Annotated in this window: 19 protein-coding genes and 1 riboswitch; of the genes, 5 read left to right on the forward strand and 14 right to left on the reverse strand. The window is 48.2% G+C overall.

The annotated features are described in order from the left end of the window. Positions 1-28 precede the first annotated feature (28 nt). From AC5YBZ_RS13280 to AC5YBZ_RS13305, 6 genes are all read right to left on the reverse strand, one after another. Positions 29-1300 carry an Nramp family divalent metal transporter gene (locus AC5YBZ_RS13280; protein WP_494521113.1) on the reverse strand — a complete coding sequence of 424 codons (1272 nt, stop codon included), beginning with the start codon at positions 1298-1300 and terminating at the stop codon, positions 29-31. A gap of 501 nt (positions 1301-1801) precedes the next feature. Then, positions 1802-2302, reverse strand: a complete 501-nt coding sequence (locus tag AC5YBZ_RS13285) for a DUF4447 family protein (RefSeq protein WP_494521112.1) — start codon at positions 2300-2302, stop codon at positions 1802-1804. A 90-nt stretch (positions 2303-2392) separates the two neighbouring features. After that, entirely contained in the window at positions 2393-2794 is a 402-nt protein-coding gene (locus AC5YBZ_RS13290; RefSeq protein WP_494521111.1) for an SMI1/KNR4 family protein, read from the reverse strand. Between the two features lie 168 nt (positions 2795-2962). Then, positions 2963-3748, reverse strand: a complete 786-nt coding sequence (locus tag AC5YBZ_RS13295) for a RelA/SpoT domain-containing protein (protein ID WP_494521110.1) — start codon at positions 3746-3748, stop codon at positions 2963-2965. Between the two features lie 224 nt (positions 3749-3972). Next, entirely contained in the window at positions 3973-6057 is a 2085-nt protein-coding gene (locus AC5YBZ_RS13300) for a M13 family metallopeptidase (protein ID WP_494543019.1), read from the reverse strand. A 271-nt stretch (positions 6058-6328) separates the two neighbouring features. Further along, positions 6329-6883 carry a sugar O-acetyltransferase gene (locus AC5YBZ_RS13305; RefSeq protein WP_494543020.1) on the reverse strand — a complete coding sequence of 185 codons (555 nt, stop codon included), beginning with the start codon at positions 6881-6883 and terminating at the stop codon, positions 6329-6331. Positions 6884-7024: 141 nt separating this feature from the next. Here AC5YBZ_RS13305 and rsuA point away from each other — a divergent pair, with 141 nt between their 5' ends. Continuing rightward, positions 7025-7714, forward strand: a complete 690-nt coding sequence (gene rsuA / locus AC5YBZ_RS13310; protein WP_494521107.1) for a 16S rRNA pseudouridine(516) synthase RsuA — start codon at positions 7025-7027, stop codon at positions 7712-7714. 106 nt (positions 7715-7820) lie between these two features. Here the strand turns inward: rsuA and AC5YBZ_RS13315 are convergent, their stop codons facing one another. Together AC5YBZ_RS13315 and AC5YBZ_RS13320 are read right to left on the reverse strand one after the other, a co-directional pair. After that, a complete protein-coding gene (locus AC5YBZ_RS13315; protein ID WP_494543021.1) occupies positions 7821-8258 on the reverse strand; it encodes a DUF3069 domain-containing protein in 438 nt (145 codons plus the stop codon). 19 nt (positions 8259-8277) lie between these two features. Continuing rightward, positions 8278-8775, reverse strand: coding sequence for a phosphatase PAP2 family protein (locus AC5YBZ_RS13320; protein WP_475517033.1), 498 nt, complete (start codon positions 8773-8775; stop codon positions 8278-8280). A 406-nt stretch (positions 8776-9181) separates the two neighbouring features. Here AC5YBZ_RS13320 and queG point away from each other — a divergent pair, with 406 nt between their 5' ends. Then, positions 9182-10408, forward strand: a complete 1227-nt coding sequence (queG, locus tag AC5YBZ_RS13325; RefSeq protein WP_494543727.1) for a tRNA epoxyqueuosine(34) reductase QueG — start codon at positions 9182-9184, stop codon at positions 10406-10408. A 46-nt stretch (positions 10409-10454) separates the two neighbouring features. On the opposite strand, the gene AC5YBZ_RS13330 is transcribed toward queG, so the two are convergent. After that, positions 10455-10667, reverse strand: a complete 213-nt coding sequence (locus tag AC5YBZ_RS13330) for a dodecin (RefSeq protein ID WP_110457480.1) — start codon at positions 10665-10667, stop codon at positions 10455-10457. A 151-nt stretch (positions 10668-10818) separates the two neighbouring features. On the opposite strand from AC5YBZ_RS13330, the gene AC5YBZ_RS13335 reads away from it, so the two are divergent. Further along, positions 10819-12375 (forward strand): glutamate synthase-related protein, encoded by a 1557-nt coding sequence (locus AC5YBZ_RS13335; RefSeq protein ID WP_494543022.1) that lies wholly within the window; start codon positions 10819-10821, stop codon positions 12373-12375. 168 nt (positions 12376-12543) lie between these two features. Here the strand turns inward: AC5YBZ_RS13335 and AC5YBZ_RS13340 are convergent, their stop codons facing one another. Together AC5YBZ_RS13340 and metE are read right to left on the reverse strand one after the other, a co-directional pair. Continuing rightward, entirely contained in the window at positions 12544-13077 is a 534-nt protein-coding gene (locus tag AC5YBZ_RS13340; protein WP_494543023.1) for a GlcG/HbpS family heme-binding protein, read from the reverse strand. A gap of 556 nt (positions 13078-13633) precedes the next feature. Beyond that, positions 13634-15904 (reverse strand): 5-methyltetrahydropteroyltriglutamate--homocysteine S-methyltransferase, encoded by a 2271-nt coding sequence (gene metE / locus AC5YBZ_RS13345; protein WP_494543728.1) that lies wholly within the window; start codon positions 15902-15904, stop codon positions 13634-13636. 205 nt (positions 15905-16109) lie between these two features. On the opposite strand from metE, the gene AC5YBZ_RS13350 reads away from it, so the two are divergent. After that, entirely contained in the window at positions 16110-17021 is a 912-nt protein-coding gene (locus tag AC5YBZ_RS13350) for a LysR substrate-binding domain-containing protein (RefSeq protein ID WP_494543024.1), read from the forward strand. Between the two features lie 91 nt (positions 17022-17112). Here AC5YBZ_RS13350 and AC5YBZ_RS13355 read toward each other — a convergent pair whose 3' ends face one another. From AC5YBZ_RS13355 to AC5YBZ_RS13365, 3 genes are all read right to left on the reverse strand, one after another. Continuing rightward, positions 17113-17841 carry an HDOD domain-containing protein gene (locus tag AC5YBZ_RS13355; RefSeq protein WP_475514633.1) on the reverse strand — a complete coding sequence of 243 codons (729 nt, stop codon included), beginning with the start codon at positions 17839-17841 and terminating at the stop codon, positions 17113-17115. Positions 17842-18264: 423 nt separating this feature from the next. Beyond that, positions 18265-18876 carry a GDSL-type esterase/lipase family protein gene (locus tag AC5YBZ_RS13360; RefSeq protein ID WP_110457476.1) on the reverse strand — a complete coding sequence of 204 codons (612 nt, stop codon included), beginning with the start codon at positions 18874-18876 and terminating at the stop codon, positions 18265-18267. A 215-nt stretch (positions 18877-19091) separates the two neighbouring features. Continuing rightward, positions 19092-21065, reverse strand: coding sequence for a TonB-dependent receptor (locus AC5YBZ_RS13365; protein ID WP_494543025.1), 1974 nt, complete (start codon positions 21063-21065; stop codon positions 19092-19094). Between the two features lie 100 nt (positions 21066-21165). After that, positions 21166-21382: riboswitch (cobalamin riboswitch) on the reverse strand. Positions 21383-21735: 353 nt separating this feature from the next. Here AC5YBZ_RS13365 and AC5YBZ_RS13370 point away from each other — a divergent pair. Then, a complete protein-coding gene (locus AC5YBZ_RS13370) occupies positions 21736-23904 on the forward strand; it encodes a cation:dicarboxylate symporter family transporter (protein ID WP_494543026.1) in 2169 nt (722 codons plus the stop codon). The last annotated feature ends 6 nt before the right edge of the window (positions 23905-23910 follow it).

Below are 23910 nucleotides of genomic sequence, written 5' to 3' on the forward strand. Positions count from 1 at the left end.
ATTGGAGTCAAGCCCACAAGACAAACGATTACCCTAGCGTTTTCCAATAGATAAATAGGCCTGCAAAGCCCAGCAAATACCCCATGCCCAACCAAGATAGTAAGCGCATTTTAGTACCATAACGATCCGCCACGGCCAAGCGTTCACTGGTCATTAATCGGTAATTGAGCCACGCAAAAATAATGGTCGTCATAAACGCTAGCGTCATAACAAACTGTAATAATGGCAACAAGGCACCTTTGAAAAATAAGATGATCCCCAGCCCCAATAGACTCACCCCCACCATGATGGCCGTTAGCCAAGCACTACTTTTGTCGCTTGGCTGCTGCATCAATAATTGCCAACCTAACGCTAAGGTTCGGCTGTAACCATCAATCACAGTGACAGTGGTACTGAAAATACACAGCAGGGCCACAATGGCGATTAAATAACGACTTTCGCTGCCAAGTACTTGGCTATAAAGGGTAATGAGCTGGTCAGCAAATTGGGCTCCAGAGGCCGAGAAATGCTCACCGCTGCCATGCATCACCAAGGTTCCTAAGGATAAAAATACCACCGCCAATACCGCTGTAGTGGCATAACCTAAATTAAAATCGAACAAGGCTTGCGCTTGAGTCACTCTTTGCTGCTTTTGCTTTTCTAATAGCCATAATGAGTTCCAACAACTGACTTCAATAGGCGCGGGCATCCAGCCCATCATCGCCACCAAAAAGCCCACATGGGCCCAATCCCATGGCGAAGGTGACACAAATCCGTCAACTATAATGGGCTCGGCGTTAAACGCTAATGCTGCAGCCGTTAAGGTGGTAATGGTTAACACCAACATGACCACCTTAGTCACCTTATCAAGCAGTTGATAATGCCCCAGTATCAACATGAGTAAGCTCGACGCTAAGACGATGAACGCCAAGATATCGATAGACAAGGGAATAAACAAAGTGAGCATCGCCGCGGTTAACATCGCCACCCCCGCGGTGCTAGCGATGGCCGCAATGGTATTGAGCACGGTAAACAACAATAGGTAGCGCCTGCCCTGCTGCAAGTAACCGTGCAGCAAACTCTCGCCAGTGGCGGCGGTATAACGCGCTCCTGCCGCAAAAAACGGATACTTAAGTAAATTAACCGCCACGATCACCCAAGCGAGCTGCCAACCAAATTCGGCGCCAGCGCGGGTTGAAGCGACCAAATGCGATGCTCCAATGGCCGCTGCCGCCATTAACAACCCAGGCCCCGTGGCTTTGAGTACGCGATTGATTCGTTCAAGTGGGCCAATGGCCACCGTGGCATGCGTGCTATTCATAGTATATTTATCCGTTTATTCATATTTGGTAGGTTGCTGCCTGCAATATTGTATTAATCCCACATAATGGCACGCTAGGCTCGGGCTCTCCTCATGGAAGTTGTTAAACAACTTAATTAGAGAAAACATAGATAAAACAAATTCTATATGAAACTGTCTTTAAAATAGAGTCAATAGACATTCATTCAATGAATCACCAGATTAATGTCAGCCATTACAACACCCACTAAAAATAAAGAGTAAAAAGCAGCCATAAGGCTCATGCTCACCGGCTTCCCATCATTACCATTAACTGACCTAAGACGTTTCCAGAAAACGATGAAACCTTAATACTTAATAGAAGCACATTGCGACTTTGACGCTCAAGCATGCTGAAAATAGGCCGTCCCAAAGAGCGATGCGATCGACCTAGAGCAAGCCCGAGCAAAAACAAAAAATGCCAGTCAGCTTAACTGACTGGCATTAGTCTTCTGGCTACCTTTACGGTATTTGAGCGATCACTTAAAGCTGGGTGGCCGCCCACTTAGCACGGCTTTCACGGCTTTCTTTAAGCCCCTCTTTTTCGCGATAAGCTTTATAGGCTTCGACGTCCAGAGCGATTAGGGTCACATCGACCTCTAGCACTAACTTGCACTCTTTTTTGATACGCCATGCCGCGGTGTTGTACAGCTCAGTTAACGGCAATGCACTCAAAAACTCAGGGTTGTATTGGGTATAAATTACCTGCGTTGGGTACACCACAAAGCTTAAACGGCGCTTGGGTTCTTTTTTAAATAACTCTTCAATACCATCACAGGTATTAAGCACTTGCATCTCGATGGTTTCATCAAGCTCAAGTAATTTTTTTGCTGCAAGTCCTGATACGTCAGCCTCGCCCGCTTCCCAAGCCAGCACTTGCGCTTCGGTCGACTTTGATAGTTCAGCAACTTGCGCCGCACTTAAACCTAAAGAGTGGCGCAGGTAGGTAATTTCAATCGCATTTAACTCTGCATTTTTCGACATATTGATTTCCAAATTGAGTACGTAAACATCTATCGTTTTGCTAGGATAAATATCAGCTAAGGTAAAAAAAGCGCTGACAAGGTTAAGCGGCTAAGCTTGGATCCACACATCTTCGGCCCACTGCCAAAACGACTCCCAACCATCCTCATCGAGCTCACCATCACGCCACAACATCACCTGACCTTCTTGGTCGATACAGTAAAAGTCATCGCCCATCTGACAGATAGCGATGTACTCTCGAGGCAGGCCAATGGACCATGCATATGAGGTCACTTCGGGCAAATAGGTATGCGCATAAGGATCGCTGGCGGTCACGGGTTCTAGCGTACCGTGGATCACATCACTGGCATACAAGAGGTACTCTTTTAACTCTGCAGGCAGTGGGATCAAAATTTGCTCTTCCACCTCCACCAGCTGTTCAAAGGTGGGTAACTCTAACGGAACCGGTACGGTTTCACTTAATTCCTGTAGCTGTTCGATCAGATCATGCATGGTTTATTCGCTAGTTATGGGGCTAATGGCGGCAAGTATAATCGCTTTGGCGAGGATTTGTTAAGCCAATTTCAGTCGAAGGCTGATGGGTAAACGCAGCTCAATGGCGTAGCGGTGGATTATCTGTCGCCGCTACGCCATCGGCTGAGGACAATATGCCATTGCCACCTACGCAGCTTGGGCAATAAGGTTAGCACTGTCGATACGTTTATAGTGCAGCCATGCCTTGTGATAGCACTTATGAGACTGCTGACGTAACTGAGTGATTTTAGCCAGTTCCAATTGACTCAGTGCACGTTGCTGCTGTTTGGCGTTGGCTTCAATAGTTTGCACTGTTTGATAAATCTGATGCTCCTCACCACTTTTAATCTCAGCAATGGCTTTAAGGTGTAACTGAACCTCGGCAATCATGCCGCTTTGTGGCAGCTTGACTAACAGATTAAGATCGCGATAACCCGATGCTTTAGGCATGGCAAAGCGGTTTTTAACCTGCACAATCGTCGCCTTGTGTTGCAACGCTTCGAACGCATGCATCAGGCGATGAATATCGCTGGCAACAATACTGGCACGGGCTAAATCGGTAATTTGACTGGCATCACCATTAAACTTAACGGCGACCTTCTGCGCCGCGCGCTGATAACTTTTAATCGCCGGTACAATCAACTCGTAGTGCTCAGCCCCATCAATACTCTTGAGTATGTCTTGCAACTCTTGCTGAGCGCCATCGGCTTTGGCGTAAAGTTGCTCTAGATTACTGCTGGTTTGTCGAATGGGTTGTGACGACGTGGTGGGGATGGCGATAAGGCCAGCGAGGTTAGGATTAAATGATTGGCGGGAGATGAAGTTGCTGCGTGGGTCTTTTAGATTAACTTGGGGCTCATAACTGGCGGCTAAACCGCTACGGGTCGACAGCAATAACAGGAAAATAATAAAGGTGCGAAATAATCTATTCATAACCATCCTCGGTAACAATCCTAACCTCGAGCCTCTAATCTATCCTCCAATGGCTTAACCCTTGCTGAATGCAAAGTGAATATTGATTCATCTTAACGCACGATAAAAAACCAACAAAAAAGAGCGCGTAATGCGCTCTTTTTATTAACTAAAGTTAAATTTTAAAGCGTGAAATCTATCTGCATAGCAGCAGATAGCATAGCGCTTAATCTTGCCTTACAGACTTACCAAATTTTCACCTGCTTTTCAGGCGCAATATACATAGCGTCGCCCTCTTTAACGTTAAAGGTGGTGTAAAACTCGGGCATGTTTGACAGTGCTCCTATCGCACGGAATTTAGCGGGTGAATGAGGATCGGTAGCCACTCGATTACGCATCGCTTCCTCTTTCATCTTAGCGCGCCAAATTTGGCTAAAGCCGATAAAGAAGCGCTCATCACCACTCAAGCCGTCAATAACCGGCGCTTCTTTGCCATCGAGTGACATCTTGTAAGCCTTGTAGGCGATGGTCACTCCCGACAGATCGCCAATGTTCTCACCCAGCGTCAACTCACCGTTGACTTTAAGGTCGTCGAACACCGCATAGTTATTGTACTGTTCGACTAAGGCTTTACCGCGCGCGGCAAACTCTTTTAAGTCTTGCTCTGTCCACCAATCACGCATGTTGCCTTCACCATCAAACTTAGCCCCTTGGTCATCGAAACCATGGCCCATTTCATGGCCAATTACAGCGCCAATGCCACCATAGTTAACCGCATCATCGGCCGCCATGTTAAAAAATGGCGGTTGTAAGATAGCCGCAGGGAAGACAATTTCATTCATCGTTGGATTGTAGTAAGCGTTAACGGTTTGCGGCGTCATGTGCCACTCCCACTTCCGAATCGCTGAGCCGAGTTTTTCTAGCTCTTTATCATGGCTTAAGGTACTGGCGCGCATGGCGTTACCCACTAAGTCATCACTTTTAATGGTCAGCTTAGTGTAATCTTCCCAGCGATCGGGATAGCCGATTTTAGGGTCAAATTTAGCCAACTTATCTTTAGCCGCCACTTTGGTGTCTGGACTCATCCAGCTTAAGTTTTCGATACTTTCGCCGTAGGCGCCGCGTAAGTTTTCAACCAAACCTTGCATGCGCTCTTTAGCTTCAGGAGTAAAGTGACGCTTAACGTACACCTTGCCGACAACTTCACCTAAGACTGAATTCACCGCGCCCACGCCGCGCTTCCAACGAGGCTCTTGTTCGGCTTGGCCATTAAGGGTCTTCGCGAAAAACTCAAAATTCTCTTTGTCGAGATCTAAGCTTAAATTACCGGCAAAATGGGTGAGGGTTTGCCAAGTCATATAGGTCTGCCATGTGGCTAAATCATTAGCCTTAAGCACCTCATTGAAACCTTCAATAAAGCTAGGTTGGTTAATGATAATGTCTGCTTGCTGGTCGGCACCTAAGGTTTTGAGGTAACCGTCCCAGTTGATGTCTGGTGCTAAGCTAGAGAGCTCAGCCACTTGATACAGGTTATAGGTCTTAGTGCTATCACGCGTTTCGACCACATCCCAATGACGGCTAGCGATTGCGGTTTCTAGGGCTAACACCTGTTCAGCGCTAGCTTTAGGATTAGGTAAGCCTGCCAACGTGAACATTTTTTCAATGTGTTCGACAAACGCCTGACGGATCTTAACGAAGCGCTCTGCCTCGTTAAAATAGTAATCTTTTTCTGGCAAGCTTAAGCCATACTGCCAAATATGGGTGGCATAACGGCTAGAATCTTTGGCGTCGATGTTGATGTAAAATGCTAGGGGTGTGCCCCCGCCAATCACTTGGCTATGGGCAAAATACTCGACTAATTCATTTTTATTTTGCAGTGCGGCAATCTTATCTAGTTCAGCCTGAATAGGCTTTATCCCTAATGCGTTTAAGGTGTCTGTGTCCATAAATGAGCGATACAGATCGGCCACTTTTTGCTCGTCACTGCCCGCGGTAAGATTAGGCGTTGCAGCCACTTCTTCAATAATGGCTTTAACGTCATCACGAGACTTTTCACGTAAATCATAAAAGGCGCCCGTGCTGGTACGGTCGCTTGGGATCTCGGTGTTATTGATCCAGGTGCCATTCACATATGAATAAAAGTCGTCTTGCGGACGAACCGATTTATCAAAGTTGACAAAGTCGATACCCGACGTCAGCGCCTGCTCAACGGCAACCGCGGCTTCTGTTTTGGCCATCTCTGGCGCACTAACTTCGACGTTATTGTTATTACAGGCGCTAAGGCCCACGATTAATGAGGCGCAAAGTCCGCCTACGAGCACTTTCTTCATCTGAATTCCTTGGTATTTGCTGATTGAATTATTGTTTTGTTGCTATTTATTGTTATGTCGCCATGTTGAACTGTACTTAGGTGACTATCACACTAGTATCTTGCGGCGCTTATCATCGAGTTCAAATGGGTTACTTGCTGCAAACCATACATGTTAAATTGTTTGGGCCAATGTAAACAAGTTAATCTCCCATTCTACTGACGTCATTGCACCACAGATATGTAACTAAAGGTTTCATATCACAGGTGCCATATAACCCATAACCCTGCCGTTAAAGCTGTTTAATCTCTCTCGCTGGATTGCCGCCGACAAGGGTTTTAGCCGCCACATCTTTGCTCACCACAGCCCCCGCGGCAATCACCGCCTCATTACCAATCGTCACCCCAGGGAGAATAATCGCCCCACCGCCAATCCACACTCGCTCACCAATATCAATCGCCTTAGCGGTTTCCCATCCCTGTAGGCGGCGCTCGGCATCCAGTGGGTGGCTGGCGGTGTAACACTGCACATTGGGCCCTAGCATAGTATTACGACCAATATAGATGGGGGCATTGTCTTGCAAGGTGACATTGGCATTAATAAACACCTCGTCGCTTAGGTGCACATTGACCCCGTAGCTGATAAAGAATGGAGATTGAATATGGGCGCTGGGGACAATATTGGGCAGCAGTTGCCTGTCGAGTTGGCCTGTGCGATTAGCCACCTGATTAAGTTGTTGCTGCTGTTGCCAAAACGCTTGTAATTGCGGTTCTAAGCAATAATATTCCTCGCCATTAATCATCTGAGTAAATGGACTATCAGCCAAGTCTGTAAGTGTTATTGTCATGGGTTATCCTTGCAAGCGTTAAATCTCGACATCATCGTAATGGTGGCTAGTGACGTCGAGCGAATTACTACGCTACCCCTTTCCCTTTGACGGCGCTAGCCTCATAATGTCTGCCATTATGATTTTATTGCCGAGTAACCTGTGCGTTTAGACAAATTTATCTGCGAGTCCACCTCTTTAACCCGCTCACTGGCCAAAAAAGCCCTGCATCGAGGCGATGTGACCTGCGATGGCACCATAGTCAAAGACTCCGGCTTTAAAGTGACTCCACACCATCAAATTTGCCTTAATGGTGAAGTCATCTCAGTGATTGGTCCTCGCTTTATCATGCTCAACAAGCCAGTCAATACCATCTGCTCTACCATAGATGAAGAGTACCCGTCGGTGCTGAGCCTTATCGATGTCGCCAAACCAGAAGAGCTGCACATTGCTGGTCGCTTAGATGTCGATACCACAGGGCTGGTACTGATCACCAGCGATGGCCAATGGTCACATAAAATCACCTCACCAAAAAAAGAGTGCGGTAAGCGCTATCTGGTTCAGCTGGCCGATCCAATTGGTGAAGCGCTCATTGCCGAGTTTGCCCAAGGCATAGCACTGAAAAATGAAGATGGCCTAACTAAACCTGCCACCTTAGAGATTATTGACCCGCAACAGGTGCGACTAACAATCACCGAAGGTAAGTATCATCAAGTCAAACGCATGTTTGCCGCTGTGGGCAATAAAGTTGTGGGCTTGCACCGCGAATGTGTCGGCCATATCGAACTGGACGAGGCGCTCGCACCTGGCGAGTGGCGCTACTTAACCGCCGCCGAAATCGCCTCGGTTTAACCGCTTATCCCGCCCTAAAAAAACGCCCATCATTAACCGCGTTAATGATGGGCGTTCATTTTCTCTTAGTGGCACTCACATGTCGCATCGTCATGGCGACACCTTATCACTCGCCGCCAATCACACTCTTGATGCTGTTGAGCAAGGCTCTGTCGGTACGCGCTTTTTTAAGCTTTTTAGCACTTTCTTTTAATGACGCATCCGATAAACGCGTAAAAATATTGTTGTACTCTTTTTCATCAATCGCTTCATCACTGTCTGCCAGCTCGGCAATATCTTGCGCCACACGACTCAGTTGCAACCAAGCGTTAGCGATATAAAAACCATGAAAATCGGCTTGCGGCAATAATGCACTGGCACTGGCTGGTAGGCCATCCCACACGGCTGCAAATTTTTGGTCTTTATCTTCAATCAATTCCTGACAAAGATTGGCATAAGCTGCCATCAAATTAGCCGGCACCTTATCCATAGGGATAACGCTATTGCAGACGTTTAACGCCACCTGTTGTGCCCGCTGTTGATAGGCTTGGCTCTGATAATTCATATGTTTGTAAACCCTTTAGTTAAAATGTCCCGCTGATATAAATGCCATAGTTATCTTTACCGGCAATCGGGCTGATGGTGATACCTTTATAGGGATCGGTAAAATAGAGTCCCGACACTATGCCAATCGCTGCGCCCGCTAACACATCTTCCAGATAGTGTTTATCACTCGCCACCCGGGTATAACCAACATAACCGGCAGCCACATAAGCCGGGATCGCCCACTGCCAACCATAGCGTTGCTGCACAAAAGTAGCCGCGGCAAAGGTATCGGCGGTGTGTCCAGAGGGAAAAGAATCATCGCCCGATCCATCTGGACGCTGTTTATCGATGGCATATTTTAAGCCTTCGACCGCCACACGCGAGACCACGCCGCTTTTAATCAGCTGCCAACTGCCCTGATAATCATCTTCAACGGCAATAGAGGCCCCTAAAGTGACCGCAGGTAACAACAGATGCAATACATCCCCCGACTGTTCAAGGCTAGATGCGCTGCAGTAAGATGAACTTAGCAGCATGACAATACTTGCGCATAATCGTTTCACTATAACTCGCTTAAAATAGATATCGGGAAAAGGCTGACTTTATACCTGTCGCGCAGACGAAAAGCAAAACTGAGTGCCATAAACCCCATATGAGTTGCCTGCCACGCTTCATCGACGCCCCCAATCGGTCCCCCACTAAGCTGCACTCAGTCATTTGCGCCCAATGATTTGTACCCAGTCGTTTGTACTTAGTCATTTATAACTAGTCATTTGTAACGAGTCTGTACGCCCAGTGCTACGCTACGACCTCACGCTACTGCTGATACTAATTCTGATACTAATTGCTGATTAAGCTTGTGAGCCACTCAAGGTGTTGCCACTGCGGCTTAACTGGTATTATGTGGCAGTTAGCCATCATCACTATGTCGATACCATTACCATGCAAACACAGCCAACAGCGCTATCTCAACTCAATAGCAGCCAACTGCAACAACTTGCCATCAAGATAAAGCAGTGGGGCAAAGCGCTCGGATTTGCACAAATAGGCATTACCGATACCGACTTAACCCAAGAAGAGCCCAAGCTACAAGCATGGCTCGACAAGGGGTATCACGCACAGATGCACTACATGCAGGCCCACGGGATGATGCGAGCCCGCCCGCAAGAACTCCACCCCGGCACCTTAAGAGTTATCTCGGCGAGAATGGATTATCTGCCACCAGAAGCTGGCTTTGCTACCCATTTACGCGACCCGAATATGGCCTATATTTCTCGTTATGCCGGAGGCCGTGATTACCATAAGATGATCCGTAATCGGCTCAAAAAATTGGGTCAACAGATTGAGGCAGAATTAACCAGTTTAGGCATGGAAAAACCCAACTTTCGTCCTTTTGTCGATTCAGCCCCTATTCTTGAGCGACCATTAGCCGAGAAGGCGGGCATTGGTTGGACGGGAAAACACAGCTTATTGCTCAATCATCAGGCCGGCAGCTGGTTCTTCTTAGGCGAACTGCTTATTGATCTGCCGCTGCCGATAGATGTGCCCATTCAGGCCGATTGCCAAACCTGCGTCGCCTGTATCAAATCGTGCCCCACCAATGCCATAGTTGAACCCTATGTTGTCGATGGCGGGCGCTGTATCTCTTACCTAACCATCGAACTGCAGGGCGCGATCCCAATCGAATTTCGGCCGCTGATCGGCAACCGTATCTACGGCTGTGACGACTGCCAACTGGTGTGCCCCGTCAATGCGCAGGCACCATTGACCCAAGAGAGTGACTTTCACACTCGCGACCCACTTAAACACCCGCAATTGCTCACACTGTTTGCTTGGAGTGAAGCCGAGTTTTTACGTTACACCGAAGGCAGTGCCATTCGCCGTATTGGCCATAAGCGCTGGCTTCGTAACATTGCCGTGGCGCTGGGCAATGCGCCGCATTCGGATGCCATTATGGCCGCGCTGCAGCACAGACGTATAAGCGATGAGGTCGATGAGATGGTAATAGAACATATTGACTGGGCGTTAATGCAGCAGCAGACAAAAGCCAACCCACCCGCCGATGAGACCAGCACATTAGCGGTACAAATGGTCGCCGCGCAGCACCCTAACCGCAAGACCCAGCGTGTGGTCCGCACCATTGAAAAAGGCTTACCAAGAGATGCGTAAGCCTTAATATGAGCCTTGGCGCAAACCACCTATCGCCTGCTTTCCTTTATCTGTCAGTATCTAAGGTAAAACCCACCTTAACCGTGACTTGCCAATGGGCAATGAGCCCCTCCTCTAAATGGCCACGGGTCTCAACCACCTCAAACCAACGTAAATGATGTAACGACTGACTCGCTTCGGCGATGGCATTCTTTATCGCTTCATCGGAACTGATGGGTGAAGATCCGACAAGCTCGATGATCTTATAGGTGTGACTCATAATGATTCTCCCAAGTTAGTTGGTCGTCTACTTTGAGTATAGAAAGCTTTTTTACCTCTGCGCGTAAAAAGCCCACTATCGGCATTAATGGCAAAAATCTCCTAGACTGAAGGCAATCAAATCGCCGTAGTTCATCTGCATAGGAGCTCGAATGGACAAGCCAATTATTGCTGACAACAAACCCAAGAAGGTCGAATTAACCCAAGGTAAAGAATACTTTTTTTGTGTCTGTGGCCGCTCTAGCAACCAGCCATTTTGCGATGATTCCCACCAAGGCAGCGGCTTTGAGCCAAAAGCATTTACGGCAAAACAAGATGGCGACGCCTACCTTTGCGCCTGCAAGCACACAGGTAATGCCCCTTTTTGCGACGGCAGTCATAAGCAATTTACCCAAGAGCAAGTCGGCACAGAAGGCCCAGGCATCTCCGCGGCGCCCAGCAATGATGAGATGCCAAGCGCCATCGCCACAGCAGAAGAGCCCAGCGTCGCCCTCATCCACCAGCTAGCCAGAGAAGGACTAAGCACACTGGGACATCACGGCCCTATAGTCGCCATGGGGGTGCCGCGCCAACAGTTGCCCCATTGGGACGATATCCAAATAATGACCGCGCAGATGGCAACAAAACCGTTATTTGAAGATGAGAAGGTACACACAGAGCTTATCATCGGGCCCGAAGCACGTAAGCCGCTGCAACTCAGCATCCCCTTATTGGTCTCTGATATGAGTTTTGGCGCCCTATCTGAAGAGGCGAAAATCGCCTTAGCCAAAGGTGCAGAGCTTGCAGGAACAGGCATCTGCTCTGGTGAAGGGGGCATGTTACCTGCCGAGCAAGCGGCCAACTCACGTTATTTTTATGAATTGGCTAGCGCCAAATTTGGTTATAAAGAGGCGCTATTACACTCGATTCAGGCATTTCATTTTAAAGGGGGCCAAGGCGCTAAAACCGGTACTGGCGGCCACCTACCTGGCATCAAAAATCAGGGAAAGATTGCCGAAGTGCGAGGGATAAAAGCCGGTGAAGATGCCATCTCGCCACCGACTTTTCACGACCTGCGCACGGTCAGCGACTTCAAACGTTTTGCCGATCGCGTACGTGAGCTCAGTGGCGGCGTGCCTATCGGCTTTAAACTGAGCGCCAACCATATCGAGCAAGATATCCAGTTTGCCCTCGACGCCAGCGCCGACTACATCATCTTAGATGGTCGTGGTGGTGGCACAGGCGCCGCACCACAAATATTTCGCGACCACATCAGTGTCCCAACCATCCCGGCACTTGCTCGGGCGCGTCGCTATTTAGACAGCCAGGGCGCTAGCGGGCGCGTCACCTTGATTATCACTGGCGGCCTTCGATTGCCGATGGACTTTGTTAAAGCCATGGCCTTGGGCGCCGACGGCGTCGCTATCGCAAACAGCGCGATGCAATCCATTGGCTGCGTAGCCGCGCGAATTTGTAATACCAATAACTGCCCAGCAGGTATCGCCACCCAAAATGCCTCTCTACGCCAGCGGCTTAATATCGACACCTCAGCGCGGCAACTGGCCAACTTTCTTGCCGCCTCAACTGAGCTGATGCAGGTGATGGCGCGCGCCTGTGGTCATCATCACCTAAGTGATTTTAATCCTAATGACTTAGCCACATGGCATAGAGAGATGGCGCAGCTATCGGGCATCAACTACGCCGGTATCATGCCGATTAATGACAACTGAGCTAGGCTGAGTGATGGGCAAAAAAGAGGTGAGCCGCTTAACGACTCACCTTCATGCGGTATCTTATGTAAAGCATTGAATTAAAATACTAATACAGCAAATCCAACTCTAAAAAACTCATTCCAAACAATTAAGCCAGAAACAACAGAGCTCGAAAATTCAACCGACCTAGTTAACTGCCGCCAGCGCTTTTAAACCCGCTTCGGCGATGCGCACATCTTCACTGCCGTGGGCACCGCCCACGCCAATGCCGCCAACAACGACATCATTAATATAGATGGGGATGCCGCCGTCCATTGCTAAAATATTTTCATCCAAATACCTGATATCTTCAGGAATGGTGCCCTCTTTAATCCCTTTGGCAATCACAGCGGTCGGTCTTTTTTGCGAGTTAGCCGTGTAGGCCTTTTTATAACTGGCACGAATGGTGTGAACCCCAGCTTGATGATCTCTAAGCACGGCTAAGGTTTGTCCAGATCTATCGACCACAGTGATAGACACCGCCAATTGATCTTGTTGAGCTTGTAAAAATGCAAAATTAACTATCTCTTGCGCCATTTTTCCAGTTAAAACTGGCAGCATAGTAACTTGCTCGGGCTTATTTGCAGCACGTTCATCTTGGTGGGCTTGCGCCGAGTCAGCATGCCCAGTAAAGGAGACGGTTGAAGCCGCAAACGCAGCCGACACTAATAATTTGTTCATGTTTCACCCTACATTTGAATTGACGAATAACGATAGGAATATGGACGAAAGCCAAGTAATTAAGCGAAGTCTAACGCAATAAGATTTAATTTAATACCTTGATATAATTTGATTTAGTTCAGTATTAGATTTTAAATAAATTGCAATAGGTGCTGTGATGTGTGCTTTGATACGGTCATATCATTTAATGATCAAGCAACTGCTATACAACTTAAGCCGCTTTTATAAGCCAGCCAGATATCGCCATTTGCCAATCAAGCGAATGCTATGGCGCTAAACGATTTCCCTGCCGTGTTATTGTGTTATCGAGAAGCACTTATCGGGTCAATCCCTTTACAGCACACACAGATGATAGCCTCGGCAGATGGACGCTTTCATAAATAGCCCTTACTTCTTACTTCTTACTTCCTAACCTCTTAATCTCTTGCCCACCATGAATGACACTTGCTGCGCATCATTTTTGCAAAAAAATAGGTGGCTCACTTAAAGCCACCTATCTTACCCGGTCATTTATTGCACGAACATTGACATCCAAGACAACATCAAGCTCATCACATTAACCCAGTCTGCGTCTTAGCTCCTGCGTGGCCGTCACCATATTTTGCAACGCAGGTTCAACTTCATCCCAAGTGCGCGTCTTGAGCCCACAATCTGGATTAACCCACAATTGGCGAACAGGAATTTTAGTCACCGCCTTGTCAATAAGCGCAACCATCTGCTCGACGCTGGGGATATTCGGGCTATGGATATCATACACGCCTGGGCCTATCTCGTTGGGATAGTCGAAATCTTCGAAGGCATTGAGCAACTCCATATTTGAGCGCGAAGTTTCAATGGTGATCACATCGGCGTCCATGGCAGCAATCGATGCGATGGTGGCATTAAACTCGCTGTAACACATATGGGTGTGGATCTGGGTGTCATCCTTAACGCCGGCGGCGCTGAGTTTAAAGGCGTTTACAGCCCAATCTAAGTAGGTTTGCCACTGTGATTGTTTCAGCGGCAACCCTTCGCGAAATGCCGGCTCATCGATCTGGATAATCTTAATCCCCGCGTTTTGCAGATCAACCACTTCATCACGGATGGCCAAGGCCAGTTGGTTCGCGATCACCTCGCGGCTAATATCTTCGCGGGCAAATGACCAATGTAAGATGGTTACCGGGCCAGTCAGCATCCCTTTGACGGGTTTATCAGTCAGCGATTGGGCATAGGTGGCCCAGTCTAATGTCATCGGCTTAGGCCGTGAGACATCACCATAAATTAAGGGCGGTTTAACACAACGTGAGCCGTAACTTTGCACCCAGCCAAATTGGGTAAAACCGACGCCATCTAACTGTTCACCAAAATATTCCACCATGTCGTTACGTTCGGCTTCACCATGAACCAACACATCGATACCCAGTTTCAACTGCCTTTGTATGGTGTCGCGAGTAACACCTTGCAACTGGGCAATATACGCCGCTTCGGTCAACTCACCTTTACGCCAGCGACTGCGCAGTCCTCGTATGGCTGGGGTTTGTGGAAACGAGCCTATGGTCGTGGTCGGCAGTAAAGGCAAGCGCAGGCGCCGCTGTTGCAATACTTGCCGCTGGGCAAAACTGCTTTGGCGCTCAAAATCGCGAGTGGTTAATCCAGCGACGCGCTCATTCACCTGCGAATTAGCCGCCTGCTGTCTGGCCTCGCGGCGCGCGCGGCAGCGCTGGGCTGTAGCCAAAGCTGGCTCTGAGTCTGGCTCGAGTAATAGGGTACGCAGCTGGCTAAGCTCATTGAGTTTTTGTTTGGCAAAACTGAGCTGCTGACGCAGCGCTGTATCAAGCTCGGTTTCCACATCAAGATCCACCGGGCTATGCAGTAACGAGCAAGACGGCGCTAACCAGATCTGCTTGCCTAAATCGGCCACCACAGGGGCAATATCTGCGGCAATCTTATCTAACTCGGCCGCCCAGACATTACGACCGTTAATCACCCCTAGGCTCAATATTTGCTCGGGCTGTAAACTGCCCGCAAACAACGATAACTGCTCTGGCGCACTGACTAAATCCAGATGAATACCCGCCACCGCTAAATTCGCAATTAGCCCATGGTGATGTGCCACCGAGCCATAATAACTGGCCAGTAACAGCTTAACCTGCGCGCGGCTCAATGAGGCATAGGTTGCGGTGAAGGGCGCTTGCCACTCAGGCGTTAACTCTAATGCTAAGATGGGTTCATCAAGCTGCACCCATGTCACCCCTTGGGCTTTAAAGCGAGCAAGGATCGCCTGATAAACCTCAATCAATTGGGGTAACAAACTCAACTTATCAAATGCTTGCCCCTCGCATTTTGCCAAGTAGAGGTAAGACAGTGGCCCAAGCAACACAGGTTTCACCTGATGACCCAAGGCTTTGGCCTGCTCCACCTCATCAAACAACTGTTCATAGGCAATACTGAACGTTTGATTTTGACTCAGCTCGGGCACGATATAGTGATAATTACTATTAAAATACTTTTTCATTTGCGAGGCGCTGCTGGCTGTACCTGTTGGGGCGCGCCCTCGTGCCACTCTAAATAGGGTATCTAAATCCACCTTGTCGCCATCACGATGGCGAGCTGGAATAGCATTAATGGTGGCGCTTAAGGTAAGCACCTGATCGTAGTAGGCAAAGTCACCTACTGGCAGCAAACTCACTCCCGCATCGGCCTGCCACTGCCAATGAGTTTGCCGTAAAGTGCTGGCCACCTCATGCAGCGCCGCTGGCGTGATCTCTTGGCGCCAATATTGCTCTAACGCAAATTTAAGTTCACGCTGACGCCCAATTCTAGGAAAACCTAATGACGCGATATTGATAGTTTGCATACTGATACCCTTCTAAATGAGATAAGCCAACGAGTGATGACCCCTACACCGACATCACAACTCAAGCTTGATTAACCATAAATACGCCACAAGCAAAACAGGCGTCTGGACGTCTAGAAGTTTATTGTGTTAATCTGTTGGTTCGCAATGGAATTGATTTCAACCCCAACATGAGCAAGATTCATCTGAGGTAAAAATGATAGAGCTTAGGCATTTACGAACATTAGTTGCACTCAAGGAAAGTGGCAGTCTTGCTGGGGCTGCAGAGAAACGCTTTGTCACCCAATCGGCTTTATCCCATCAAATCAAAGAGCTGGAAACTCGGATTAACTCAACCATCTTTATCCGTAAGAGCAAGCCGCTGTCGTTTACTCAGGAGGGAGCGCGGCTACTGCACCTAGCCGAAGAGATATTGCCTAAGGTGACAGAGACCGAACTTGATCTTAAAAATGGTCTCAATAGTGACAATACCGATCTGTTTGTGGGGATTGAATGTCACAGCTGTTTTCGCTGGTTAATGCCGGTTATCACTGAGTTTAATGCCAGCTTTCCCCACAGTAATTTAGAGCTATCGAGCCGGCACCTATTTGATTCGCTAACGGCACTCAAGCGGGGGGAATTAGATGTGGTACTGACGTCAGATCCTATTCCAGATCATGATATTACCTATCAGCACTTATTTGATTTTGAAGTAAAACTTATTTGTGCCGCCGATCATCCCCTAGCAACGCAGCCCTTTGTCAGCCCAGCTCATTTAGCTCAGCAAACCTTGCTCACCTACCCTGTGCCGCCCGAACGTTTAGACATTTACCGCCACTTTATGGAGCCTGCGGGCGTACCTATCGCTAAACAAATTCGATGCGATCTCACCTCCATGCTACTGCAACGCATCGCCTGTAAAGATGGCGTCTCCGCCCTCCCCACATGGTCGATTAACCAAGCCCACGGCTTGTCACTTAGCGCGCTACCATTAGGCCGCGACGGCTTAAAACGCCCGCTATTTGGGGCCTATCGCCGAAGCAGTAGCAAAACTCGAGTGGCGCAACACTGGTTGCAGTTAGTGGCTAGCGAAGGGATGGTAAAACAAGAAGATGCAATAATGGCTTAGCTGATATGATGATGCCCATTTAGACACTAAAAACCTATTTTTTACTAAAAAAAACAGGTTTTTAGAGTTTATGATTAACAATCGATAATGATTAAAGTGGCTTGAGCAACTGATTACGCATCGCCAATACTCGGCGTAAAATCAGGCCGGGTGAGTCACTGTTACGTGTCTGACGTAAGTTGTGCGCGATCATAAACTCTTGACGTAATTCCTCATCTAAATCGAGTGACTCAAAAGCATCGAGGGTGAGGGTCTGTTTATGATTATCAATAATCGATTTAATGATAGACAGGGGTAGAGACTGTTCCGATTCAGCGTTTAAATACGCAAAGGCGGTTAAGGCGACAATTTCGCCAAACACGCTAAACAGCGCCAAGGTTTGCACTTCATCAGGGTCAATATTCACCCCTTCCATTTGGTGTAAACTGTCGACCGATTCTGCTGCAATGCTTTCGGTGAGTGTCCAGTAACCCGTCACCAACTTTTTATACAGCTGAGGCAACTCATCGAGTCGCTCTTTGAGATAGAAAGTAAATGCGTAACGATAAATGTTAATTTGGCCTAAACGAACCAAGGCATCTTTGAGGGAACGGTTTTTAACGGCGGCAGCACAGGGGGCGGCGGCCGCATTGCTGCGGTACAGCATGTGAGCTGCTAATGCAGGATCGGAGGAGACAATATCAATGACATTACGAATATCGCCGTCGGCAATAATGGCTTTTTTTAACGGGATAAGAATACCACGGCGACCAATGACCTGCTCTTCATTGCCGATAATCGCACGTACTTGAGTGAATACTTGATGCTCAAGATCTGTCATGAGAAGTTATTAACCTGATTAATCGTTGTGGCAAATCGCCAATTGTTACCATCGAATTTACCCATAAAACGCCCGCTGCGGTCAAGTCGATTTGCCACAAAACACTACTTTAACGCAAATAAATCGATAAAGCAGAGCACGTCAGCCATAAAATCCTATTATGCAGCGCGTCATAGCGCTACGAAGTTACAAGCCACTAACAAGCGTTACAATTTGGAACGCAAAATAACCTCAGTTCGAGGTAATAAAGGCATTTAAAATGGCTTTTTATCCCGCTAATTGCAGGGTATTGACGTGTAAGAGACTCCCTATATAGCGGTAAATAGCTTTTATGAGTAAAACTCATGATAAGTTTGAGATGAAATCATAATGAGTAATAAGCAATAAGCAAAATTGACTACTTACAATCTCAACATCACCCACTCAAATAGCTCCCGCCTGCTGTAAACGTTGATGCAGATGCTCAGCCAACTGACGATAACCGGCATTATTGAGATGAATCGCATCAGATTTTAGCTCGCTCGATTTAAGTAATTCTGCCAGTTTGTCTTCAATAAGGAGTAAGCCATATTGCTCACTTAAACGCTTGTAGAGACTAGCAGGTGTCAGCCAAATCCCTTTTTGAGGCACAGCAATTAAAACAATGGCAATATCACGCTGCTGGGCTTGCTCAATCATTTGCGCTAAATTTCGCTCAACTTGCTGCTCACTCATATTACGTAAAAAATCGTTGCCGCCTTCCAGCAATAACACTAAATGAGGTTGGGTGGCATCTAACACCTGTGCAAATCGCTGCGCCCCTTCGCCGCTGGTTTCGCCAGAAATGCCAGCATTGACCACCTCAAGGCCGGTTAAGTTAGCCAGAACACTGGGATAATCGGCTCCGGCACTGGCGCCTACGCCTTGGGTGAGGCTGTCGCCAAAGGCCAAAATACGCCCATGCTGCGGTAATGTTGCTAACGTCTCGCCCTTTTGAGGCAGTAGCCAGGCCAGCAACACGATGGCGATACCCAAGAGTAGCCATTTTAATTTCATCTTTTAACTCCTTGTTTATCGCTTTGCCACTCACAAGACTAACCTGTAATGATTAAGTCTGGCTTAATCAATTTAAGGAGCTGTTAAGCCTGAACCTCACGAGTAATGCTAGCGCTAGCATTACTTACGATAAAATTGCGGTCATAAAAAAGCCAATCAGCAAACCTGATTGGCCTTATCTTACTTTAAGTCACCTGGCGTGCACGCATTACCGCTTAAAAGCGGTAGCTCGCGGTTAAACGCAGCGCGCGGCCAGTCCCCGAGTAATAACCGTTGCCCCATGCACTGTAATAACCTGCGCTAACATACTCTTCATCAAGCAGATTATCGACTCGCAAGCTGGCTAACCACGAGCCGCGAGTATAGTTAAGCGCGACATTGGTGAGCAGGTAATCCGCTAGCTTAGGATCAACATTGGCGTTATCGCCCTCGATAAAGCGCTCCCCCGTATACAGACCTTCAACAAACAGTTGCACATGTTCACTGATATCGTAACTGATATAGCCACGACCCGAATGCTTCGCCACCCAAGAGAGTGACTTACCATCATTAACGCCATCGGTAAATTCGGCATCAATGTAGTTATATTCAAGCCCCAGCAGCACCTGCTGCATAACTTGCCAATCCCAATCTAAACTGACACCATAACGACGTGATGCATCGGCGTTCACGTTAGCACCAGGGAAACTGCCGCCAGTTGGGGTGTCGGCGCTAGGGTCGAATACGATTTCATCTTCTAGATCGAGGCGATAGGCACTCACTCGCAGTATTTGCTGCGCTAGCGTCCAGTCCCACCCCGCTTCATAAGAACGGCCAGTTTGCGGCTTAAGCCCCTTCACATTGGCCGGGGTATAGGCTTGCTCATCAACCTTGGCAAAGCGGAAATTGTCGTCGGCGCGCAGGTAAAAACGCTGAGCGTCCGTGGGGCGATAGTTAATCCCAAGTTCAAATGCGTGGGCATCCTGATCCAGCTCAATGCCGTTAGCATAGGCGCTGGGGTCACGCAGATCGTCGGTCACCTCAGCATAACGACCACCCACAATGTAACTCACACTTTGAGTCAGAGGCACTGTGGCTTGCACATAGGCACTGGCCTGCTTTTGCACGTTTTCACGGCCACTGCTAAACACTGACTCACCGCGGCTTAAATCGAGCCCGGTCACTAGGGTTAACGGGCCGTTTTCAGTAGTAAAGTTAGCAGTCGCCTTAGGGTTAAACTCTAGTAATGAGCGGGTATCGCGGCGGTTACTGCCCCAGTTATTGAGCCCTGTGATTAAGGTGTCGGCATAATTGATATCCGCCCCAAGCTCCCATTGCTGATTGAGTTGACGCTGGTAGCCCGAACGCAGCGCCGTGGTCATCTCATGCAGATAACTGTCATAGGCACCTAGTGCGCTGGCATCTGATTGGCGTGGATCTTGTTCAATCTGCTCGAGGGTTAATGCGCCAGCCAATTCTCGACGGTTGTCATAGTAACTGCTTTCGGCAAAAAAGTGCTGCGCATCGTCTTGATACTGCAAGCGCCCTAATAACGATGAGGTTTCATTCGCGTTATGGTCGCGATAGTTATCCCCTTGGTTATAACTGGCCGCACCATAAAAACGCCAATTAGCATTTATCGCCCCTGACACATCAACGTTACCTTCATAGGTATCAAAACTGCCCCCTGAAAGCTGCACGCTGCCACCACTGCCCTGTGGCGCTTTGGTGATGATGTTAATCACACCACCCACCGCCTGATCGCCATATAGCACCCCCGCACTCCCAGACATGATCTCGATACGCTCAACTTGATTAAGGGCAATGGCGCTAATGCTTGGGGCGGCAATGTCGATATTGTTTAGTCGACGTCCATCAATCAAAATCAAGGTATTACTCGCCGCTTGGCTAGCACTAAAGCCCCGCAGTGCAAATACGGCTCCGGTGTTTGAATCGGAAATCTGTATACCGCTTTGACCGCGTAACACTTCGGTTAAACTCGTTGCGCCACTCATCTCAATCGCGGCGGCATCAATCACATTGACGTTAGCGGCAATATTGAGAGGGGTACTGACATTGCGACCAATAACGGTAATGGTGTCGTCGATATTGATTTGCGCAGAGGTGGCATTTTGCGCCGTCACTGAAAACGCAGAAAAACTAAATAAACCGCCAATTAACAGGGCGATAGCTGTAGGTTGTGTACCCATTTACCTTTAACTCCTAAAAGGGAAACGGGGCAAGAGGTCACGACTTCACGCCGCCGAATAGGCGATATGAGGTCGCATTTCGAGATCTGCCCGCCGAAATCTCAAAATCACCTTAAGGGCCGGTCTCCGGACTGAGGATAGGTATAAACCCAAACTGCGGTTGATACGACAAGACTGAGTTTTTTTAACGCTTAGTTATAGCAAGCGCACCCAGCTTTCACCTTTCACCGTTGCGGGGGCAGTGCCAGATTTTCACAGGCTTCCCGATTATCCCATTGCGACTGACGCAACTGGGCACCACAAAAGATTGACTCGAATTTGGTTACCTATAATGGCAATGCACAACTGTTATTCCATACAAAGTGGCATCGCCGTCAAGACCGCGGGCATTATAGACGTCTAAACGGATAAAAGTCTAACAAAGCATGTTAAGTCAGTGTCATACAAATCACCGCTCACATCTGCATACGACAGTAAGTCGTTTCGCCATTGACGTTAGTAATGATAGTTTTTAACACAAATAAATCACCATACTGACAATAATCACTGTTAACCCTTTATCCTCCCTTGCTACAGACCCTATAATAAACAACCAGTAAGCGATTATTTACCCACCAGTCATTGTCGTCATCTAGCCTGGCGTTATCGACTACTCAAATGGAATCAACCTGTGCTAACAAAACTGCGCGCGATGCAAAGCTCCACCCAGATGATAGTGGCCATGTTTATAGGCTTTGGCGTGGGCTTGTTTTTTGGCGAGTCCGTCGGCTGGCTCAGTAATATTGGCACCAGCGTCATTCTGTTAATGCAGATGACGGTGCTGCCCTTTATTTTGGTTTCTCTCATTGGCGGTATCGGCAAACTTAAGCGCACCACCGCCAGTTTAATTTTTAGCCGCGCTGGCGTCATCATGTTACTGCTGTGGCTTATGGGCTTAGTGCTGGTGGCCCTCATGCCGCTGTCATTTCCTTTTGTTGAAACGGCCTCTTTTTTCAGCACCAGCATTGTCGAGCCCACGACTCCTATCGATTACTTTAAGCTGTATATTCCGGCCAACCCGTTTGAGTCGATGGCGGCGGGCTATGTGCCTGCTATGGTGGTATTCAGTATCGCCATGGGGCTGGCGCTCATTGGCATGGAGGGCGAAAACAAACAGCTTATCATCACCTTTATGCATACCTGTAGCGAGATATTCTCTAAGATCACTCAGGCGCTGGTACGGGTCTTGCCGATAGGCATTTTTGCCATGTCAGCCTCGGCGGCGGGCACTATGGGAGTCGATGAATTTGCCAGTATGCAGGTGTATCTCATCAGTTATTTTGTGCTTTGTTTACTGCTCACTTTCTGGCTGTTGCCGTGGATCATCGCCTCACTCACCCCAGTGACCTATACCCAGGCGCTGCGCATCGCGAAATCGAGCGTGGTCACCGCATTCGCGACCGGCAATATTTTTATCGTGATCCCTGTGATTGTCGACGAATGTAAGCAGATCATGCGCGAACATGAAAGTCTCAGCGATGACGCCGAAACCCTAATTGAAATTTTGGTGCCCATCGCCTTTACCTTTCCCAATATCGGTAAACTGACGGTCATTTTGTTTGTGCTGTTTGCCGGCTGGTTTAACGGCACTCCGGTGGACATTAGCGAGCTTCCGTCATTGTCGATTAGCGGTCTGCTCTCTTTGTTTGGTAGCGTCTATGTCGCCATTCCTTTTATGTTGGACTTACTGCATCTGCCGCAAGATCTGTTTCAACTGTTTGTGATGTCAGGCTTTATTACCGGAAAATTTAACTCTATAGCCGCCGTTATGTACCTATTTGCCTTAACACTACTCACGGTATCCCTGTTTGAGCGGCGTTTAAGACTGCGCCCACCACAACTGCTGAAATTAAGTATTGGCGTCGTCGTAGGAGTCGCCTTGACCTTAGTGGTGAGCCGAGTGGGTATGGGCATGTTGATCCACAGCCCTGATGTCACCAGCGGCGTGATTGCCAATATGCAGGTGGCCGATAAAGTGCCGACTATCGTTAAAAAACAGTTTCCTGTCCTAGGCAAAACGCCAAGCGCCCCAATCGCCAATGTGCAAACTATCCGCCAACGCGGAGTATTAAAGGTGGGTTACATCCCCAGCAATGTGCCTTTTAGCTACTATAATAATGCCGCCCAACTAGTGGGATTTGACAGCGCAATGGCCAGTAAACTCGCCGAAGACTTAGGGGTAAAAGTGGAGTTTATTCCTTTTCATAAAGATCACTTGGCCGAGTCACTCAAGGCGGGGTTTTTCGATATTGCCATGTCAGGCTTAGCCATGGATATCAACCAAATGGATGAGCTGAGTTATGTTGACCCTGTGCTCAAATTAAATTTAGCTATCGCCACCAAAGACCATAAGGTCAACAGTTTTAAACGCAAACAATCGATTTTAGCGCTGCAAAATACCACCATCGCCTATGTAGAGCACAGTGACATTATCGAAGAAGCCAAGGCCAACTACCCCAACCTCACCTTTGTTAAAATCGACGGTTATAAAACCTTTTTTAGGCAGAAATCCGATAAATATGATGCGGTAGTCATCAGCGCCGAAGCCGGTTCAGCTTGGACCTTATTCTTCCCCGGTTACGGCATTGCCTTGCTCGAAAGTAAGGTGCAATACCCGGTGGCTTATGCGGTAGCCCAAGACAATCAATCACTACTCAATTACGTCAATAACTGGCAGAAGCTACGCAAAGTCGATGGCCACCAGCAGCGGCTGTATAACTATTGGATGCTAGGCCAAGGCGCCATAGAAGATAAACCGCGCTGGTCTATCATTCGTGATGTCTTACATTGGGTCGAGTAATGAACG

It is taken from the genome of Shewanella sp. 553, from assembly GCF_059338375.1.

Bases quoted from the DNA above. Each gene is read 5' to 3' on its own strand.
- AC5YBZ_RS13305 (WP_494543020.1), bottom strand. From the start codon at position 6,883: ATGACAATAACACTTACAGACTTGGCTGATAGTCCATTTACTCAGATG.
- AC5YBZ_RS13365 (WP_494543025.1), bottom strand. From the start codon at position 21,065: ATGGGTACACAACCTACAGCTATCGCCCTGTTAATTGGCGGTTTATTT.
- AC5YBZ_RS13280 (WP_494521113.1), bottom strand. From the start codon at position 1,300: ATGAATAGCACGCATGCCACGGTGGCCATTGGCCCACTTGAACGAATC.
- AC5YBZ_RS13285 (WP_494521112.1), bottom strand. From the start codon at position 2,302: ATGTCGAAAAATGCAGAGTTAAATGCGATTGAAATTACCTACCTGCGC.
- AC5YBZ_RS13315 (WP_494543021.1), bottom strand. From the start codon at position 8,258: ATGAATTATCAGAGCCAAGCCTATCAACAGCGGGCACAACAGGTGGCG.
- AC5YBZ_RS13360 (WP_110457476.1), bottom strand. From the start codon at position 18,876: ATGAAATTAAAATGGCTACTCTTGGGTATCGCCATCGTGTTGCTGGCC.
- AC5YBZ_RS13340 (WP_494543023.1), bottom strand. From the start codon at position 13,077: ATGAACAAATTATTAGTGTCGGCTGCGTTTGCGGCTTCAACCGTCTCC.
- AC5YBZ_RS13335 (WP_494543022.1), top strand. From the start codon at position 10,819: ATGGACAAGCCAATTATTGCTGACAACAAACCCAAGAAGGTCGAATTA.
- AC5YBZ_RS13320 (WP_475517033.1), bottom strand. From the start codon at position 8,775: ATGCTGCTAAGTTCATCTTACTGCAGCGCATCTAGCCTTGAACAGTCG.
- AC5YBZ_RS13290 (WP_494521111.1), bottom strand. From the start codon at position 2,794: ATGCATGATCTGATCGAACAGCTACAGGAATTAAGTGAAACCGTACCG.
- AC5YBZ_RS13295 (WP_494521110.1), bottom strand. From the start codon at position 3,748: ATGAATAGATTATTTCGCACCTTTATTATTTTCCTGTTATTGCTGTCG.
- AC5YBZ_RS13330 (WP_110457480.1), bottom strand. From the start codon at position 10,667: ATGAGTCACACCTATAAGATCATCGAGCTTGTCGGATCTTCACCCATC.
- AC5YBZ_RS13300 (WP_494543019.1), bottom strand. From the start codon at position 6,057: ATGAAGAAAGTGCTCGTAGGCGGACTTTGCGCCTCATTAATCGTGGGC.
- AC5YBZ_RS13355 (WP_475514633.1), bottom strand. From the start codon at position 17,841: ATGACAGATCTTGAGCATCAAGTATTCACTCAAGTACGTGCGATTATC.
- queG (WP_494543727.1), top strand. From the start codon at position 9,182: ATGCAAACACAGCCAACAGCGCTATCTCAACTCAATAGCAGCCAACTG.
- AC5YBZ_RS13350 (WP_494543024.1), top strand. From the start codon at position 16,110: ATGATAGAGCTTAGGCATTTACGAACATTAGTTGCACTCAAGGAAAGT.